The following is a 15,483-nucleotide window of genomic DNA, read 5'->3' as shown; positions in this document are numbered from 1 at the left end:
CCTTGCGCTGCGTTTTATCTCACTAGAATAAATAAGTGAATAATAATGAAGTTAATGACACTAAATACCCACAGTTGGCAAGAAGAAAAACAGCTAGAAAAGTTAGATGTGGTCGCGCAAGCCATTATCGAGCAAGGGTCCGATGTGGTTGCATTACAGGAAGTGAATCAACATCAAGATAGCCCGGCCGTTGATGCCAATATATTAACCAATCACACTGTGTTGTCGAATAACTATGGTTATTTATTACAGAAAAAACTCATGGAATACGGTCATCACTACCAACTTACGTGGGATTTCGTTCATCAAAGTTATGAAGTATATCAAGAGGGGCTCTCATTTTTAACGCGACTACCGATTGTCGAACATGAGGTCATTGATTTAAGTGATAACTATGATGTGAGCTTTTGGAAGCATCGGCGAGCAGTGCGTATTAAAGTGACCTCTCAACAGGGTGATTTTAATCTTTTTAATTGTCATTGTGGCTGGTGGAATGACTCAGAGAACTCATTTGAGGATCAGTTCGACCGAATCAAGGCAACTTTACCAACAGAGTTGAGCTTTCTATTAGGCGATTTCAACAACCCAAGCTATATACGTAATGAAGGCTATGATTACGTATTACAACGCGGTTTGATGGATTGTTATGAAGTTGCTGAAATCAAAGATGATGGAACCACTGTCATTAAAAACATTGATGGTTGGGAGCAAAACAGCCAAGCGCTACGCATTGATTTAGTGCTTAGTAATCAGCCTGTAGTGGTAAAGCAGCATAAGGTGATTTTTAATCACGATTTTTATCCGGTTGTATCAGATCACTTTGGGGTGTTGGTAGAAGTAGAACTTACTTAATTTTTATCAACTCATCGTAGTTTAAATAAAACGAATACTGACACAAATACGGCGAATTATCAGGTCACTCTTGCTTGCTAAAATAGCGATAAAATACGACTGACCTTAACGATCTTTAGTGCGAGTTCGAAGTGATTACATAAGATTCTCTGTTCTTTCTTTCAACTATATACACAAGATTTCACACTTCTGCGAAATCTAAACTATCTTGTTGATACTGGTACAGATTAATAAGGATCGTTATGAATAGGTATATTGCAGAAATGTTCGGTACATTTTGGTTGGTGTTAGGGGGTTGTGGTAGTGCCGTCTTGGCCGCTGCTTTTCCCGATGTAGGTATCGGCTTACTCGGGGTTTCCCTCGCGTTTGGTTTAACCGTACTCACCATGGCTTTTGCTATTGGCCATATATCCGGCTGTCATCTCAACCCTGCTGTTACAATAGGTCTTTGGAGCGGTGGCCGCTTTGATGCCAAAGACGTCGCACCCTACATTATTGCCCAGGTCATTGGCGGTATTATCGCGGGTGGTGTGTTATTTGTGATTGCGTCAGGCCAAGCAGGCTTTGACGCTGCGGCATCTGGCTTTGCTTCAAATGGTTACGGCGAACACTCACCAGGCGGCTATTCACTTACCGCTGCACTGGTCTGTGAAGTGGTCATGACCATGGTATTCCTGTTCGTGATCATGGGAGCGACTGATTCAAAAGCACCCGCAGGTTTTGCACCTATCGCAATTGGTCTCTGTTTAACCTTGATTCACCTTATCAGTATTCCTGTAACCAACACCTCTGTGAACCCTGCTCGAAGTACTGGTGTGGCTGTATTTGTCGGTGACTGGGCCGTTTCGCAATTATGGCTATTCTGGGTTGCACCGATTATTGGTGCCGTGATTGGCGCGATGATATACAAAGCGGTAAGAGGTTCAGATTAAGCTCTGAAAAAACGTCTAAAACAATAAAAGAAAAAGCCGCTTAGTGAAGTGACCCCATAAAGTTGGACATTTCTGTTAAGCGGCTTTCAAGGCCTGAGTTCGATATTCTATCGGAGTCAGGCCTTTTAGTTTCACTTTTATACGTTTGGTATTGTAGTACTCGATGTATTCTTTAATTTGCTCTATCAGAGCATCTGCATCTTCAAAGCTTTGGTTGTGATACATCTCGGTTTTGAGTAAAGCAAAAAAGTTTTCAGCAACAGCATTATCCAAGCAGTTACCTTTTCTCGACATGCTTTGCGTTAACCCACTCTCCGCTACCTTTTTCTGATACTGTCGATGGCGATATTGCCAACCTTGATCGCTGTGTATAATTGGCTTTGAGTTGGGTTTAAGCGTTGATATAGCCTCCGTCAGCATATCCGTGACAAGCGGCAAGCAGGCATTTTTGGCCACTCTATAAGCTACCACTTCCTGAGTAAACAAGTCGACAACGGGAGACAAGTATACTTTCTGCTCTTTGACTTTGAACTCCGTGACATCAGTTACCCACTTTTCATCGGGTTGAGTCGCACTAAAATCTCTTTCAAGCACGTTGGGAGCAGCTGTTCCAGACTCTCCTCGGTATGAACGGTACTTTTTAATCCTGACCGTCGATTTAAGGTTGAGCTGAGCCATAAGCCTTTGAACCGTTTTGTGATTAAGCGCGACCCCCTGATTTTTTAGTTCTAAATGAATACGACGATAACCGTATCGGCCCTTATGTTCATGATAAATTGACTTTATCAACCGCAGCTCACGTTCGTAGCTATTTGGGCGCTTGCTCGTTTGAGCCTGATAATAAAAGACACTTTTTGCCAGCTGTAGAGTCTGCAGTAAGTGCTTCAACGGGTACTTGCCTTTAAGAGTTAGAGCTATGACCGCTTTTTCTTTGTTCGACGGTTTTTTTCCTGCTCCAACTCTTCCAACTTTTTTAAAACAGCATTCTCGGTTCGTAAGTAGACTAACTCCTCTTTTAGCTCCTCAAGTGTCATTTCATTATCAGGCTTAGTGGTTCGTTGAGGTTGCTGTTTCATTGAGGGTCTTCCTTTCTGGCGCATTTTGAGCCCCTTGATACCGAGCTCATTAAATCGTTTGAGCCAGACAGAGAGTATCCCAGGGGATGAGAGGTTTAATACAGCGCTAGTGTGCGTGAGAGACCATTCATTCGCCCACATTAAATTCAATGCTTTTCGTTTTGTTTGAGCAGTCGCGGCATGCTTAGTTGGTAAAAATGAATCAGTACCATGGATGGCAAAGACTTGAGCCCAATACCGTATCTGCCTTGAAGAAATTGAATATTGTTTTGCTAAGTAGAGAGATGACGTGCCATCTAAGTATTGCTTAGCAATGATACATTTTAGCTCTCGGCTATATTTGGACATAAAAAGACCCCCAATAATTGGCGTCCAACTATTGGGGGTCAGTTCATAGTGATGATTCACCAAGCGGCTTTTTTAGATCTTATGACGACCGAGTAAGGAGTGCGAAAGCGTGGTGCCATCCACCAGCTCTAGCTCACCACCAACGGGAACACCATGAGCGATACGGCTAGCGTTCACTTCATGGGCATTACATAGCTCAGCAATGTAATGCGCTGTTGCTTCCCCTTCAACTGTTGGGTTAGTCGCTAGGATTACTTCAGAGATATCACCACGACGCAGGCGGTAGTCCAAAACATCAAGACCGATGTCACTTGGACCAATACCATCAAGTGGTGAAAGGTGACCCATCAATACAAAGTAACGACCTGAATATTGGCCAGTCGCTTCTATTGCTGCAATGTCTGCAGGGCTCTCTACTACACAGATTTGACCATTTTCCTGACGTTTAGGATTGGTACAAATGTGGCAAGTATCTTCTTCAGTAAAAGTACGGCACTCATTACAGTGACCAATTTCGGTCATTGCTTGGCTTAGAGCTTCAGCCAATTGTAGGCCGCCTTTTCTATCGCGCTGTAACAAATGAAAGGCCATACGCTGCGCCGACTTGGGGCCAACCCCAGGTAGACAACGTAAGGCCTCCATCAAATGCTCCAGCATATGACTGGTACGCATATTTAACCGTTCTAATTTTCAAGTAATAGCCTGTTCAATACAAACCACCACCTGAATTAACCTTTAAGAATAAGTTACTTAGAAAGGCATCTTCATACCTGGTGGAAGTTGCATTCCACCAGTTACGCTAGCCATTTTCTCTTTTTGAGTTTCTTCAACGCGACGAGCCGCATCGTTGAAAGCAGCAGCGATAAGATCTTCAAGCATCTCTTTATCGTCTTCCATTAGGCTTTCATCGATATCAACACGGCGAACGCTGTGGCTACCAGTGATCGTTACTTTTACAAGGCCAGCACCTGACTCACCTGTAACTTCCATATTTGCGATTTCTTCTTGAAGCTTTTGCATGCGCTCTTGCATTTGCTGGGCTTGCTTCATCATGTTGCCCATACCGCCTTTACCAAACATGTTAATACTCTCTGGTCTAATTGGTTTATTAAAATTAATTAAGCTATACGAGCTTAAATGGGGGTTAAAACTGTGTGATTCAACCCCTCGATGTTCAGTTCTCAGATTTGCTTATCTGGGATGATACGCCGGTCACTAAACAAGAAAACGTTCTAGATAGGACGAACGCTGTCTCTGTCGAGTTCAGCGGCAAAACGTCTTTCGATGAACTGTACGTTGGCATCGTTTTCTAAAGCGGTAAACGCATCTTTCAACTTACTTTGATACAGTCGTTCTCGTAATTCTAGCGGCGTTTCTCCACCATCACCGATTTCAACACTCAAATGACACTCTTCTCCAAGCACAGTATTGAGAGACTGCAATAACTCACTCTGCGCGCGGTCCGTATTCAAGTGAGCTTGGCTCGCTCTTAACGTTAAAGTGATTGATGTGTCGTTTTTAGCAAACACTGAGTTCAATGCTAACTGTTCAACAAGCTTGGCTGTCTCTAGCTTTTGAATCGTGGCGGACCATTCATCTTGAGCAATCGACTCTTGAAGCAATTTATCGACCATTTCTGGTGTCTTAATATGCTCTAACGCACGCTTGATCTGAGTAGGTGTAAGCTCTTTGCTCACCTCTTTCACTACAGGTTTAGACGGTTTCCAGCGATAAGGTTCATTATCGTTGGTCACATTTTCTGTCGAAGAGGCTGATAAAGAAGCTGGCGACACCCGCTCAGAACCACCGTGTTGCTGAGCAACTCGATCAAGAACTGAAGTTTTAGCTGGTGTCGCTTTAGCCTTTTTTGGCGCCGAGCCTTTGTTTTCTGTTGCCGCGCTGCCTCTACGTTGAGAACGTAATTGGTGGCGTAAACCACTCACAGGCGAAGTTGCACGCGCTGGCTGCTCTTGCGGAGCAGAAGGTGCAACGCTTGGCTGTTGAACCGGACTCTGGTTTTGATAATTCGTTTGTTGCTGATGAGGCTGATCTGCACCGTAGCTTGGACGCTCATCATAAGCCGGAGGCGCGTCATACTGGCTATGCGAGTAATCCTGTTCTGGATAACCTTGGTTACCTGCGTGATCAGCGTAACCTTGCGAATCTGAATACTGTGCTGGATTCTGCTGCACCGGTTGCTGCTGCATAGGCTGCTGTTGAGGCGCCTGTTGTTGCATCTGAGGCTGTCTCGGAGCTGCCATTGGCACAGGTTGACTCACTGACTGAGCAACGTTCTGAGCTTGAGCTGCTGGAACTGGCGCTGGGCTTGCCGACTGAGTCGAGATTGCCGAAGCAACCGCTTGTTCAGCTGGTCTAAATGCCAACATGCGTAAAACCACCATCTCAATACCAACGCGAGCGGTTGGCGACAATGGTAAGTCTTCACGACCTTTCAACACGATCTGGTAGTAGAGTTGAATGTCTTGTGGGCAAAGCGCTTTGCTCAGTAGTTCAAGCTTCTCTGCGTCAGGCTGTGCCTTATCTAATGTAGATGGCAAAGCTTGGAACATCGCAAGACGATGCAGTTGGGCCGCAAGCTGATTCAGCAAACCATCCCACTCAACACCGTTCTCAGCAAGGCTTTGGATACACGCCATCGCTTGCTGTGGCTGCTTACTGCTAATCGCTTCAAGCAAGTGGATAGCTTGGTCGGTATCCAGTGTTCCGAGCATGTGAGCAACAGTATCTGTTACGACATTGCCATTACCCAATGCGATAGCTTGGTCTGTAAGGCTTAGCGCATCACGCATACTGCCATCAGCAGCATGAGCAATCATTCCAAGCGCACGAGATTCAGACGTCACATCTTCTTGTTCAAGAATATGATCGAGCTGCTCGTGAATATTATCAACGCTGATCGGCTTAAGATGGAACTGCAAACAACGCGACAAGATCGTTACTGGAAGCTTCTGTGGATCCGTTGTTGCGAGCAAGAATTTCACATACTCAGGCGGCTCTTCTAAGGTCTTTAGAAGCGCGTTAAAGCTGTGCCTGGAAAGCATGTGGACTTCATCGATTAGGTAAACCTTGAAGCGACCACGTGCAGGCTTGTACTGAACATTGTCCAGAAGCTCGCGGGTATCTTCTACCTTAGTTCGTGATGCCGCATCGATCTCGAGCAGGTCAACAAAGCGACCTTCATCGATTTCTTTACAGGTTGCACATTCACCACAAGGGGTTGAGGTAATGCCTGTTTCACAGTTGAGTCCCTTAGCAAACAAACGACCGATGGTTGTTTTACCAACACCTCGTGTACCGCTGAACAGGTATGCGTGGTGCAACCTATTCTGGCTAAGGGCATTCTCTAATGCTGTTAAAACATGGGCTTGACCAACCACTTCTTTGAATTTGGTTGGTCGCCATTTTCGCGCTAACGCAAGATAGCTCATGAATAATTCCGAAAAGGATTAATGACCGTCGAATTCGCAGATGCTAAACACTTCTAGACCTAAGCCTTGTAAGCGCTTGTCACCACCGATTTCTGGAAGGTTAATAACAAATGCAGCGTGTTCTACCACACCACCAAGCTGACGAATCAACTTTGTTGTTGCTTCAATCGTACCGCCCGTTGCTAGCAAATCATCAACCATCAACACTTTATCGCCTTCAACGATAGCATCAGTATGGATTTCTAGAGTGTCGGTGCCGTACTCAAGCTCATAAGATTGTGCCACAGTTTGACGAGGCAGTTTGCCCGGCTTACGAACAGGAATGAAGCCAACACCTAGCTCAAGTGCAAGAGGCGCACCAAATAGGAAACCACGAGCTTCAGTACCAACGATCTTAGTAAAGCCCATGTCCTTGTATGTTTCCGCTAGCAGTTCGATCGTCGCTTTGTAAGCTGCTGGATCTTCCATCAAGCTTGTTACGTCACGGAACAAAATACCCGCTTTAGGGTAATCAGGAATGCTTTTGATGCTTGCTTTGATCAGAGAGATTTTTTCTGTGTTCATAATCTTATGCACTTCATTAGGCCGCTTTCCAAACTCTCGTTAACGAATCAAACATCAACGCTTGGAATTAAGGAAAGGTACGATTGGTATTCATTGCAACAAGAGTCATAACTCTGATTGCTGAAATAATAAACGCCCGCTATACAAGCAGGCACACTGGCTTAATGGTAGTGATTTTCTTTGCTGTCAGCAACCAACTCATGGGTTGGAAGTCGCATAAACCATGTGAGAAGAATAACAAGTACGCAAATTAGGAAAGCCTTGACCCAAATGATAGGGGCAAAGTAGATGGATAACGCAAAACTCAACAAGATAAAGAATACGCCACGCGTTTTAACTTGTTTGGTGACGGCACCGTGTTGATACCAATTGTTCAACAAAGGACCCAGCGTTTTGTGCTCATGCATCCATTTATGAACTTTCGGATTGCTTCGCATGAAGCATGCGCTGGCAAGAAGGAGAAAAGGAGTGGTTGGCAGAACGGGCAAAACTATCCCTAGAACTGCGAGAAATATACAAAGGCCACCAGCAATATTGAGGCTTAAAACTCGAACGCTAATTGTGGCCTCCTTGAGTTAGCTGTCACCAATCGGCGACGACAGCTTAACTAGAATGTTGCGTAACCATTAAATACACGGATCAACGTAAGTGTTGCTGGTAGCAATGGAATCATTAAAAATGCGGCTAAAAATCCTAAAAAGTAGAATACATTAAACGGGTCTTGAAAGTCTTTGTTATCTGCCATGATTGCTTCTTGTTTTTGTTAGTAAAGGTAAGTATCCGGCGAACCAAACCCGCTTTGCTAAATCGACATTTAACAAAAAAGGCATAGCCACACCATTTGCGCAACTATACCTTAATCAATTATTCACAAAAACCGAGGAAATATAGGGTTAATCGGTAGACCCTTGGTGTATGTCTAAACTAAAACTTGCCGATCCAAGTAGGCTCAACGACAGTTGGCAGCCCTGTTCGATCGGAAGGTCCCGCGTAATAAAGTTCTTCTTGCAGTTCTCGCCCAAGCGCTCACCTGCTGCAATATATTGATTCAATTCACCATTCGACCATTGCCCGTCTAGACCCGCAGGCAAAATGGAGATGGTTCCCTCGGCAAGGTCTGCAACACCAAACAAGGCATTCACTGGGGTGGAGCATTTAGAGCAACGAATCCCCTTCTCTAAGATCTCAGCAATATCTTTGAGATCAACATTAAAATCTTTTCTGTTTCTTATGTAATCGTGGAACAGCGCTCTCACTAACAATGTTGTCGCGGAGCCGCCATTATCAGAAGACGATGAATCGACGAGGTAAAAAGCAAACTGCCCGTTCATCATCCACGCATAATCAAACACAAGTGGCATCATCTCTGTTGATTGCAGTAAACGGTAACTGCAACGCCAAGAGCCTTGTCGCGTATCTTTCTCTGGAAGCAACGCATGCAGTAAGTCTTTTGCTGCGCTTGGGTTATCTTGAAGGTAATTCAGATGCCAATGCAGTTCTTGGTCTTCAGGGATCTCTCCCCCGTCATCCACACAGAACCACTGACTCGAAAAATCTCGTTGGTCTGAAATGTTATCGAACGAATCTGTCAATGTATTCGCAATCGCACTTCCTAGGTGGCGGTGATCCTCTAACGGCTTCGCCAAGAAGTCTTTAATACCAAATCGCAAGGCTTTCGCCACATCAGACATATCATCAGTGCCGGACACCACGATCATAGGCAGTGACGGGTACTCTAAACTGAGCTCTTCCACAAGCTCGATGCCATCAAGTATTGGCATTGATAAGTCACACACAATTAAATCTGGCGCTGAGTCTCTAAGTTTCTGCAAAGCGTCCAGTCCATTTTCAGCCTCAACCACTCTATAACCGACCTTGTCTAGGTACGCGCTAGTTATACGGCGAAAAATAGGATCATCATCAACCAACATCACGCATTTTTGGTTAATTACTTCCTGAGCCGAGGTCATTACTGGCTGACTGTGAGTTTTGTACATAATCTATAACCTCACAAAACTAAGTCGAATTATTATTGTTATCTGTTCTAAGAACTAATATAAAACTTAGTAATAAAATGTTAAATACACAAATTTGCACTCTTTACTGGTAATTCGTGACGAGGGTTGGAATACTTGTAAATAGTGCAACGAGTTGACGTAACGCAAACATTGATCTCACTGTTACGTATAAATTAGATGAGATTGTAAACAAATGTGTCTGGATTTATGAAATTAGATGATTTAAACCTCTTTCGACTCGTCGTTGAAAATGGGAGCTACACCGCAACATCGCGCAAGACTATGATTCCGGTTGCGACCATCACACGACGCATCCAAGCCTTAGAAGATTCTTTGAACCTTAGGCTTCTCAATAGACACGCGCGTAAACTTTCTTTAACAGAGGCAGGCGAACGTTTCTTCAATGAATGCTCTCCGCTATTGCAACGTCTCTCTTCTACTGCAGAAGAGTTAACTGACGTGTGCAAAGGCGCTTCCGGTAAGATTCGTATTACGGCACCTTCAAATCTGACAAAGCGCATGATGATGCCAATGTTCAGTGAATTCATGACTCAATACCCTGATATCAATATTGAGCTGATGATGAACAACCAAGCGGATCAGCTGGATCCAACTGAGTGGGACGTAATTTTCCGTGTCGGCCCGCAGCGTGATTCAAGCCTAATCGCTCGAAAAATCAGTGAAGTCAAAGATATTCTTATCGCGAGCCCTGAGTACTTAGCGAAGAACCCAGCTCCAAGCCATGCTGAAGAGCTAGCGAACCATTCGCTACTCAAAGGCTACCCGCTGATTAAATGGCAGCTGAGTAATTCGAATGAAGAGACAGTGGTAAATAGCGAGAAAGGTCGTTTCAACGCCAATGCGCTTAATGTCGTGAGACAAGCGTGCTCAGAAGGCCTAGGTATCACCCTAATGCCTGACGTGATGATTCGTGAATACATTGAAGATGGCAGCTTAGTGCAAGTCTTAGAAGACTGGAGCGCCAACCCTCGTGATATCTACATGCTTTATAACCACAAAGACCATCTACCAGAGAAAGTGAGATTGTTTATTGATTTTGTGATCGCGTACCACATTCATTAAGGTCAATCCCCTTCTCCACAAACAAAAAAACCAGAGCCAATGCTCTGGTTTTTTATTTTCTGTATCGCTAGCAATAATGAATCATTGCTAGCAAAACTCTTTATTACTGACGAAACGCTAATTAAGCGCCTTCGTTGTGTAACTCTAAGTTAGCAAGATCTTGTTGAATCTCACGTTGAACCTTTGAGTCGTCATTACGTAAAGAGTCTAGGAAATCTAGGTACGCTTGGTCGATATCGCCCGTTACATACTCGCCGTTAAATACAGAAGTATCGAAACGAGAGATGTCTTGATTGCCCATGCCCACTGCAGAAATCAGATCTGGTAGCGTTTGGAAAATCAAGGCGTCTGCGCCAATCTGCTTACAAATCGTTTCGTTATCACGACCATGAGCAATCAGCTCTGTCGCGCTCGGCATATCAATGCCGTAAACGTTAGGGAAGCGAACCTCTGGAGCCGCTGAAACCATGAAAACCTTGTTTGCGCCAGAATCACGAGCCATCTCAATGATTTGCTCTGATGTTGTGCCGCGAACGATAGAGTCGTCAACCAGAAGAACGTTCTTACCTTTAAACTCAGAGCGAATTGCGTTGAGCTTACGGCGAACCGACTTCTTACGCTGTTGCTGACCTGGCATGATGAACGTGCGACCAACATAGCGGTTTTTCACGAAACCTTGACGGTATGGCTTATTGATCGCTTGAGCGATTCGTAGCGCAATATCGTTTGATGTTTCAGGGATTGGGATAACCACATCAATATCTAAGTCTGCGTACTCTTCTTTAATACGCTTACCAAGCATCTCACCCATCTCAACGCGTGCGCTGTAAACCGAGATTTTGTCGATGAATGAATCTGGGCGTGCAAAGTATACAAACTCAAAGATACATGGGTTCAGTTGTGGATTGTCTGCGCATTGCTTAGTGAAAAGCTCACCGTCGAACGTTGCGTAGATAGCTTCACCTGGCGCTACGTCGCGCATGAAGTCGAAACCAACAGCATCGAGTGCTACGGATTCAGACGCAACCATGTACTCTGTTTTACCTTGAACTTCACGCTTACCAAGACACAGTGGACGAATACCATGTGGGTCACGGAATGCGATCATACCGTGGCCGATGATCATCGCAGTTACCGCGTAAGCACCACGAATTGTACGGTGCACATTTGCCACAGCGCGGAAAACGTCATCTGAAGTTACGTTACCTTTAACGGTATCGATCTCATGAGCTAATACGTTCAGTAGAACTTCAGAGTCAGAGGTTGTGTTTACATGACGACGGTCTTTTTCGAACAACTTCTCACGAACTTCGTTTGCGTTCGTCAGGTTACCGTTGTGCGCCAACGTAATGCCAAAAGGAGAGTTTACGTAGAAAGGCTGAGCTTCAGACGCACTTGAACTACCCGCAGTAGGATAACGAACATGGCCAATACCAACTTCACCTTGTAGGCGCTGCATGTGTTTTGCTTCAAAAACATCTTTTACTAAACCGTTCGCCTTACGCAGACGGAAACGATTGCTTTCTATGGTACAAATACCAGCGGCATCTTGGCCACGATGCTGCAATACCGTTAAAGCGTCATAAATAGACTGGTTTACAGGTGTTGAACCCACGATTCCAACAATACCACACATGTCCTAATCCTCGATTTTTCGACATTAACTGGCGCTAGAGCGCGCCAGATAAGAAACTAGATGTTGCTTGTAAATGCTCGAAGAATGGCGCAATGATTCGACTAAATTCCGGAACCAATTGCGAATTCTTCCACCACTCAGAACTTGGGAATGCAGTAAACGCATCCATGAAAAACAACACTGCAGAAACAATCAAAACACCACGTAAGCCACCAAAGACGACACCGAGGATTCTGTCTGTACCTGACAGGCCTGTTTTCTGAACTAGTTGACCGATGACATAGTTAACTAAGGCACCCACAACTAACGTTGCAACAAACAATGCTGCTATCGCAGTTCCGTTTCGAAACATCTCATCTTCGATATTGGTGAAGTACATCGCTAATTTAGCGTAGTACTGGCTAGCAATAAAAAATGCTCCAAACCAAATAACGAGTGACAAGGCTTCTTTAGCGAAACCACGAACTAAACTGATCACGGCAGAGAAGCCGATCACGCCTAAAATGACAAAATCTAACCAATTCATGAATTCTTCATCTTAAGTTGGCGCGCATTTTAACAGAAAAAATGCTGACGCAAACGTTTTCTTATGGATTTAACGGTTTAAATTTGAGCAACTGGCCTTTTGAACCCGTAATTTTTTCTAATTCCTTAATTTGTCGCTCAAGTTTGGATTTAGAGACATCCGGGCCAATAATTACTCGCGTAAAAGTTTTTTCTTGCTTGGTGTGAGCCTGATAACCACGCTTTTGCAGATCCTTAACAACGTTTTTTGCGTTGTCAGCATTCTTCAAAGCCATCAATTGAATAATCCAAGCACTGTCTTGGTATTCATTTTTTTCCGGTACTGGCTTAACCACGACTGCCACTTTGTCTACTTCTTTATTATTGGAAGAAGACGCGGTTTGCGTGTTTGAATTATCAGTACGACCACTTTCAACCACTTGCTCAACCGGAGAATCTGGTAGCGCTATCTGATCTTCAACGGGATCGAGCACTTCAAACACTTCAACATTACTATCAAGCTCAGGCTTAATCGGAATGCTTGCAAACTCTTCTTTATAGTGGAGCTTCTTACCATCTAGCACATCGGGTAATACAATCACGCCAATGGCCACTAAAATGATGGTGCCGACTAATCGGCTTTGGAATTTACTTGCCATTTAGTTTCCTTTTTTCTGCCAATGCTCCAACACTTCACCCACGGTATGGAAAGAACCGACAACCAACACAACATCGTCACCTTTAACAGAAGCTAAAGCCGCTTCAAAAGCTGTGACAGGGTTTGAATGCTGCTCTACGCCTTCAGGTAGGCTTTGACACAATTCAGCAGCTGTCGCTGCGCGTGGCCCTTGCAATGAAGCTGGGTACCAATGAGTTGCGATTGGTGCTAATACTTCCAATGTTGCTGGAATATCTTTGTCATGAAGCATCGCGACTACAACGTGTAAATTTTTACCTGCATACTTCTTAGTAACTTGCTGCGCAAAGTATTCAGCAGAATGCGGGTTGTGCGCCACATCCAGCACAATCACGGGTTGTTCGCTAATTTGCTGCATACGCCCAGGAAGCTGCGCATTCTTCATGCCGTTAACCACGTTCACGTCACTAATACTAAGCTCTGATGTGCCCAATGCCATCAACGCTGTTGCAGCGTTAGGTAACGGCAGGCTTGGAATAGGTAGCGATTCTAGTTGGAATGCACCACTGCGCCAGTTCCACGTATCACCGTCAACATCATAAGTGTATTGAATACCGACTTGGTAGAACTCAGCCTTAATATCATCAGCATGTGCCGCAACCGTTGCCGGTGGCTTGGGTTGACCACAGATAGCGGGTTTACCGCTACGATAAATGCCCGCTTTCTCAAAGCCAATCACATTGATGTCATCACCTAGCCAGTCAACATGGTCGACAGCCAAACTAGTAATCACAGAAACATCATGCTCAACGATATTGGTCGCGTCTAAACGCCCGCCTAAACCCACTTCTAAAAGCACAACATCAACCGCTTCAGTTTGAAATACGCGTAACGCCGCTAAAGTGCCATATTCGAAAAAGCTCAGGCTGATTTCGCCACGCTCTTTCTCAATGAAATCGAAAGACTGAACCAGCTTTTCATCAGATAGATCTTGGCCGTTGATACGAACACGTTCGTTATAGCGAATTAAGTGAGGGGAGCTGTAGACACCAACTGAGTAACCAGCGTCCAATAGAATCGCTTCCATCAATGCACATGTTGAGCCTTTGCCATTGGTTCCGGCAACAGTAATAACATGTTGAGCAGGTTTGGTGAGGTTTGCCTTAGAGGCGACGGCCTGAACTCGGTCTAATCCAAGATCAATAGCGGTTGTGTGGATGTTTGATAAATAATCAAGCCACATCTCCAAAGAGGATGTGGCTTGAGGAATAGGTTGTTGACTCATCTAACTCATAACCATAATTAAGTTGGTTTGTTAGAAGGTACTTTACCCTTTTTCTGGCGCTTCTGGTACTTCATAAGTAGCTTCATTCGGTGAATCGTTCACAGAAACTACTAATGGTGAAGGCTGGTTGGTCATTTTAGCAACAAGGCTTGCAACGCGCTGACGCATCTCACGACGGTCAACAATCATGTCGATAGCACCGTGGTCTAGTAGGAACTCACTGCGTTGGAAACCTTCAGGAAGGTCTTCACGTACCGTTTGTTCAATTACACGACGTCCAGCGAAACCGATAAGAGCTTTTGGCTCACCAATGTTGATATCGCCAAGCATCGCCAAACTTGCAGAAACACCACCCATTGTTGGATCAGTCATGACTGAAACAAACGGTAGGCCTTTCGCCGATAAACGCTCTAGAGCAGCACTGGTTTTCGCCATTTGCATTAGAGACATCAATGCCTCTTGCATACGCGCACCACCACTTGCAGAGAAACAAACTAAACCACAGTTGTTCTCGATAGCAGCATCTACCGCTTTCACGAAACGAGCACCTACAACAGAACCCATTGAGCCGCCCATGAATGAGAATTCAAAAGCACACGCTACGATAGGTAAACCAAGCAGTTCGCCTTTCATTGCAACTAGTGCATCTGTCTCACCACTGTTTTTCTGTGCAGCAGAGATACGTTCTTTGTAACGCTTAGAATCTTTAAATTTCAGCTTATCTTGTGGCTCAAGATCAGCACCTAGTTCAACACGTTCACCTTTGTCTAGGAATGTATCCAGACGACGACGTGCTTTCATGCGCATGTGATGGTCACATTTTGGACATACTTCTAGGTTACGCTCTAGTTCAGCATGGTACAGAACCTGCTCACAAGAAGTACATTTAGTCCAAACACCCTCAGGGATAGACGCTTTACGAGATGTTACGATGTTGCTTTTTTCTAAAATCTTTTCAAGCCAACTCATGGAAGACCTTTTTGTTTCGATTCTTCCGCTTGATTGCGAAAGAAATAAATTTGGGAATTATGCGTGGGAATTAAAGCACATAAAACAGCGACTGTAGATAAAAAACTGGTTGTACCTATTTTCTGGGACT

Annotated in this window: 15 protein-coding genes and 1 pseudogene; 3 read left to right on the top strand and 13 right to left on the bottom strand. The window is 44.6% G+C overall.

Features of this window, described 5'->3' with window-relative positions; genetic code table 11:
- Positions 1-45: 45 nt before the first annotated feature.
- Both OCV19_RS04650 and aqpZ read left to right on the top strand, forming a co-directional pair.
- Positions 46-852: an endonuclease/exonuclease/phosphatase family protein gene (locus tag OCV19_RS04650; RefSeq protein WP_065677276.1), complete on the top strand. Its 807-nt coding sequence runs from the start codon at positions 46-48 to the stop codon at positions 850-852.
- 242 nt (positions 853-1,094) lie between these two features.
- Positions 1,095-1,784: an aquaporin Z gene (gene aqpZ, locus OCV19_RS04645; RefSeq protein WP_048610468.1), complete on the top strand. Its 690-nt coding sequence runs from the start codon at positions 1,095-1,097 to the stop codon at positions 1,782-1,784.
- Positions 1,785-1,859: 75 nt separating this feature from the next.
- Here aqpZ and OCV19_RS04640 read toward each other — a convergent pair.
- From OCV19_RS04640 to OCV19_RS04605, 8 genes and pseudogenes are all read right to left on the bottom strand, one after another.
- A pseudogene (locus OCV19_RS04640) lies at positions 1,860-2,732 on the bottom strand (IS3 family transposase); the annotation flags it as partial.
- Positions 2,699-3,208, bottom strand: a complete 510-nt coding sequence (locus tag OCV19_RS04635; RefSeq protein ID WP_261875688.1) for a helix-turn-helix domain-containing protein — start codon at positions 3,206-3,208, stop codon at positions 2,699-2,701. The gene OCV19_RS04635 and the pseudogene OCV19_RS04640, both read right to left, overlap by 34 nt.
- Positions 3,209-3,280: 72 nt before the next feature.
- Positions 3,281-3,880, bottom strand: a complete 600-nt coding sequence (recR, locus tag OCV19_RS04630; RefSeq protein ID WP_019823189.1) for a recombination mediator RecR — start codon at positions 3,878-3,880, stop codon at positions 3,281-3,283.
- Positions 3,881-3,958: 78 nt separating this feature from the next.
- Positions 3,959-4,288: a YbaB/EbfC family nucleoid-associated protein gene (locus tag OCV19_RS04625; RefSeq protein ID WP_017062338.1), complete on the bottom strand. Its 330-nt coding sequence runs from the start codon at positions 4,286-4,288 to the stop codon at positions 3,959-3,961.
- 152 nt (positions 4,289-4,440) lie between these two features.
- Entirely contained in the window at positions 4,441-6,657 is a 2,217-nt protein-coding gene (gene dnaX / locus OCV19_RS04620) for a DNA polymerase III subunit gamma/tau (RefSeq protein ID WP_065675643.1), read from the bottom strand.
- 18 nt (positions 6,658-6,675) lie between these two features.
- On the bottom strand, positions 6,676-7,221 hold the full coding sequence (gene apt / locus OCV19_RS04615; RefSeq protein WP_065675642.1) for an adenine phosphoribosyltransferase: 546 nt from the start codon (positions 7,219-7,221) through the stop codon (positions 6,676-6,678).
- 161 nt (positions 7,222-7,382) lie between these two features.
- Entirely contained in the window at positions 7,383-7,754 is a 372-nt protein-coding gene (locus OCV19_RS04610) for a YbaN family protein (protein ID WP_029225617.1), read from the bottom strand.
- 360 nt (positions 7,755-8,114) lie between these two features.
- Entirely contained in the window at positions 8,115-9,218 is a 1,104-nt protein-coding gene (locus OCV19_RS04605) for a response regulator (RefSeq protein WP_065675641.1), read from the bottom strand.
- A 228-nt stretch (positions 9,219-9,446) separates the two neighbouring features.
- On the opposite strand from OCV19_RS04605, the gene OCV19_RS04600 reads away from it, so the two are divergent.
- Positions 9,447-10,322 (top strand): LysR family transcriptional regulator, encoded by an 876-nt coding sequence (locus OCV19_RS04600; RefSeq protein ID WP_017067604.1) that lies wholly within the window; start codon positions 9,447-9,449, stop codon positions 10,320-10,322.
- Between the two features lie 121 nt (positions 10,323-10,443).
- On the opposite strand, the gene purF is transcribed toward OCV19_RS04600, so the two are convergent.
- From purF to accD, 5 genes are all read right to left on the bottom strand, one after another.
- Positions 10,444-11,958 carry an amidophosphoribosyltransferase gene (gene purF / locus OCV19_RS04595; protein ID WP_017066676.1) on the bottom strand — a complete coding sequence of 505 codons (1,515 nt, stop codon included), beginning with the start codon at positions 11,956-11,958 and terminating at the stop codon, positions 10,444-10,446.
- 34 nt (positions 11,959-11,992) lie between these two features.
- Positions 11,993-12,484, bottom strand: coding sequence for a CvpA family protein (locus tag OCV19_RS04590; RefSeq protein WP_009848678.1), 492 nt, complete (start codon positions 12,482-12,484; stop codon positions 11,993-11,995).
- 61 nt (positions 12,485-12,545) lie between these two features.
- Positions 12,546-13,121, bottom strand: a complete 576-nt coding sequence (locus OCV19_RS04585) for an SPOR domain-containing protein (protein ID WP_065675640.1) — start codon at positions 13,119-13,121, stop codon at positions 12,546-12,548.
- Entirely contained in the window at positions 13,122-14,384 is a 1,263-nt protein-coding gene (gene folC, locus OCV19_RS04580) for a bifunctional tetrahydrofolate synthase/dihydrofolate synthase (RefSeq protein ID WP_065675639.1), read from the bottom strand. It lies immediately after the preceding gene.
- A 42-nt stretch (positions 14,385-14,426) separates the two neighbouring features.
- Complete coding sequence (gene accD, locus OCV19_RS04575) at positions 14,427-15,353, bottom strand: acetyl-CoA carboxylase, carboxyltransferase subunit beta (protein ID WP_017062348.1); 927 nt, start codon at positions 15,351-15,353, stop codon at positions 14,427-14,429.
- Positions 15,354-15,483 lie beyond the last annotated feature (130 nt).

This window comes from Vibrio celticus, from assembly GCF_024347335.1.
GTDB classification, from domain to species: domain Bacteria; phylum Pseudomonadota; class Gammaproteobacteria; order Enterobacterales; family Vibrionaceae; genus Vibrio; species Vibrio celticus.
Note: the sequence above shows the minus strand (reverse complement) of the source record. Positions and strands in the feature narration are given on the sequence as shown.

Excerpts from the sequence above, each read along its gene's own strand:
- recR (WP_019823189.1), bottom strand. The coding sequence starts at position 3,880 with ATGCGTACCAGTCATATGCTGGAGCATTTGATGGAGGCCTTACGTTGT.
- OCV19_RS04625 (WP_017062338.1), bottom strand. The coding sequence starts at position 4,288 with ATGTTTGGTAAAGGCGGTATGGGCAACATGATGAAGCAAGCCCAGCAA.
- OCV19_RS04605 (WP_065675641.1), bottom strand. The coding sequence starts at position 9,218 with ATGTACAAAACTCACAGTCAGCCAGTAATGACCTCGGCTCAGGAAGTA.
- apt (WP_065675642.1), bottom strand. The coding sequence starts at position 7,221 with ATGAACACAGAAAAAATCTCTCTGATCAAAGCAAGCATCAAAAGCATT.
- purF (WP_017066676.1), bottom strand. The coding sequence starts at position 11,958 with ATGTGTGGTATTGTTGGAATCGTGGGTTCAACACCTGTAAACCAGTCT.
- dnaX (WP_065675643.1), bottom strand. The coding sequence starts at position 6,657 with ATGAGCTATCTTGCGTTAGCGCGAAAATGGCGACCAACCAAATTCAAA.
- OCV19_RS04600 (WP_017067604.1), top strand. The coding sequence starts at position 9,447 with ATGAAATTAGATGATTTAAACCTCTTTCGACTCGTCGTTGAAAATGGG.
- aqpZ (WP_048610468.1), top strand. The coding sequence starts at position 1,095 with ATGAATAGGTATATTGCAGAAATGTTCGGTACATTTTGGTTGGTGTTA.
- accD (WP_017062348.1), bottom strand. The coding sequence starts at position 15,353 with ATGAGTTGGCTTGAAAAGATTTTAGAAAAAAGCAACATCGTAACATCT.
- OCV19_RS04635 (WP_261875688.1), bottom strand. The coding sequence starts at position 3,208 with ATGTCCAAATATAGCCGAGAGCTAAAATGTATCATTGCTAAGCAATAC.
- folC (WP_065675639.1), bottom strand. The coding sequence starts at position 14,384 with ATGAGTCAACAACCTATTCCTCAAGCCACATCCTCTTTGGAGATGTGG.
- OCV19_RS04650 (WP_065677276.1), top strand. The coding sequence starts at position 46 with ATGAAGTTAATGACACTAAATACCCACAGTTGGCAAGAAGAAAAACAG.
- OCV19_RS04590 (WP_009848678.1), bottom strand. The coding sequence starts at position 12,484 with ATGAATTGGTTAGATTTTGTCATTTTAGGCGTGATCGGCTTCTCTGCC.
- OCV19_RS04585 (WP_065675640.1), bottom strand. The coding sequence starts at position 13,121 with ATGGCAAGTAAATTCCAAAGCCGATTAGTCGGCACCATCATTTTAGTG.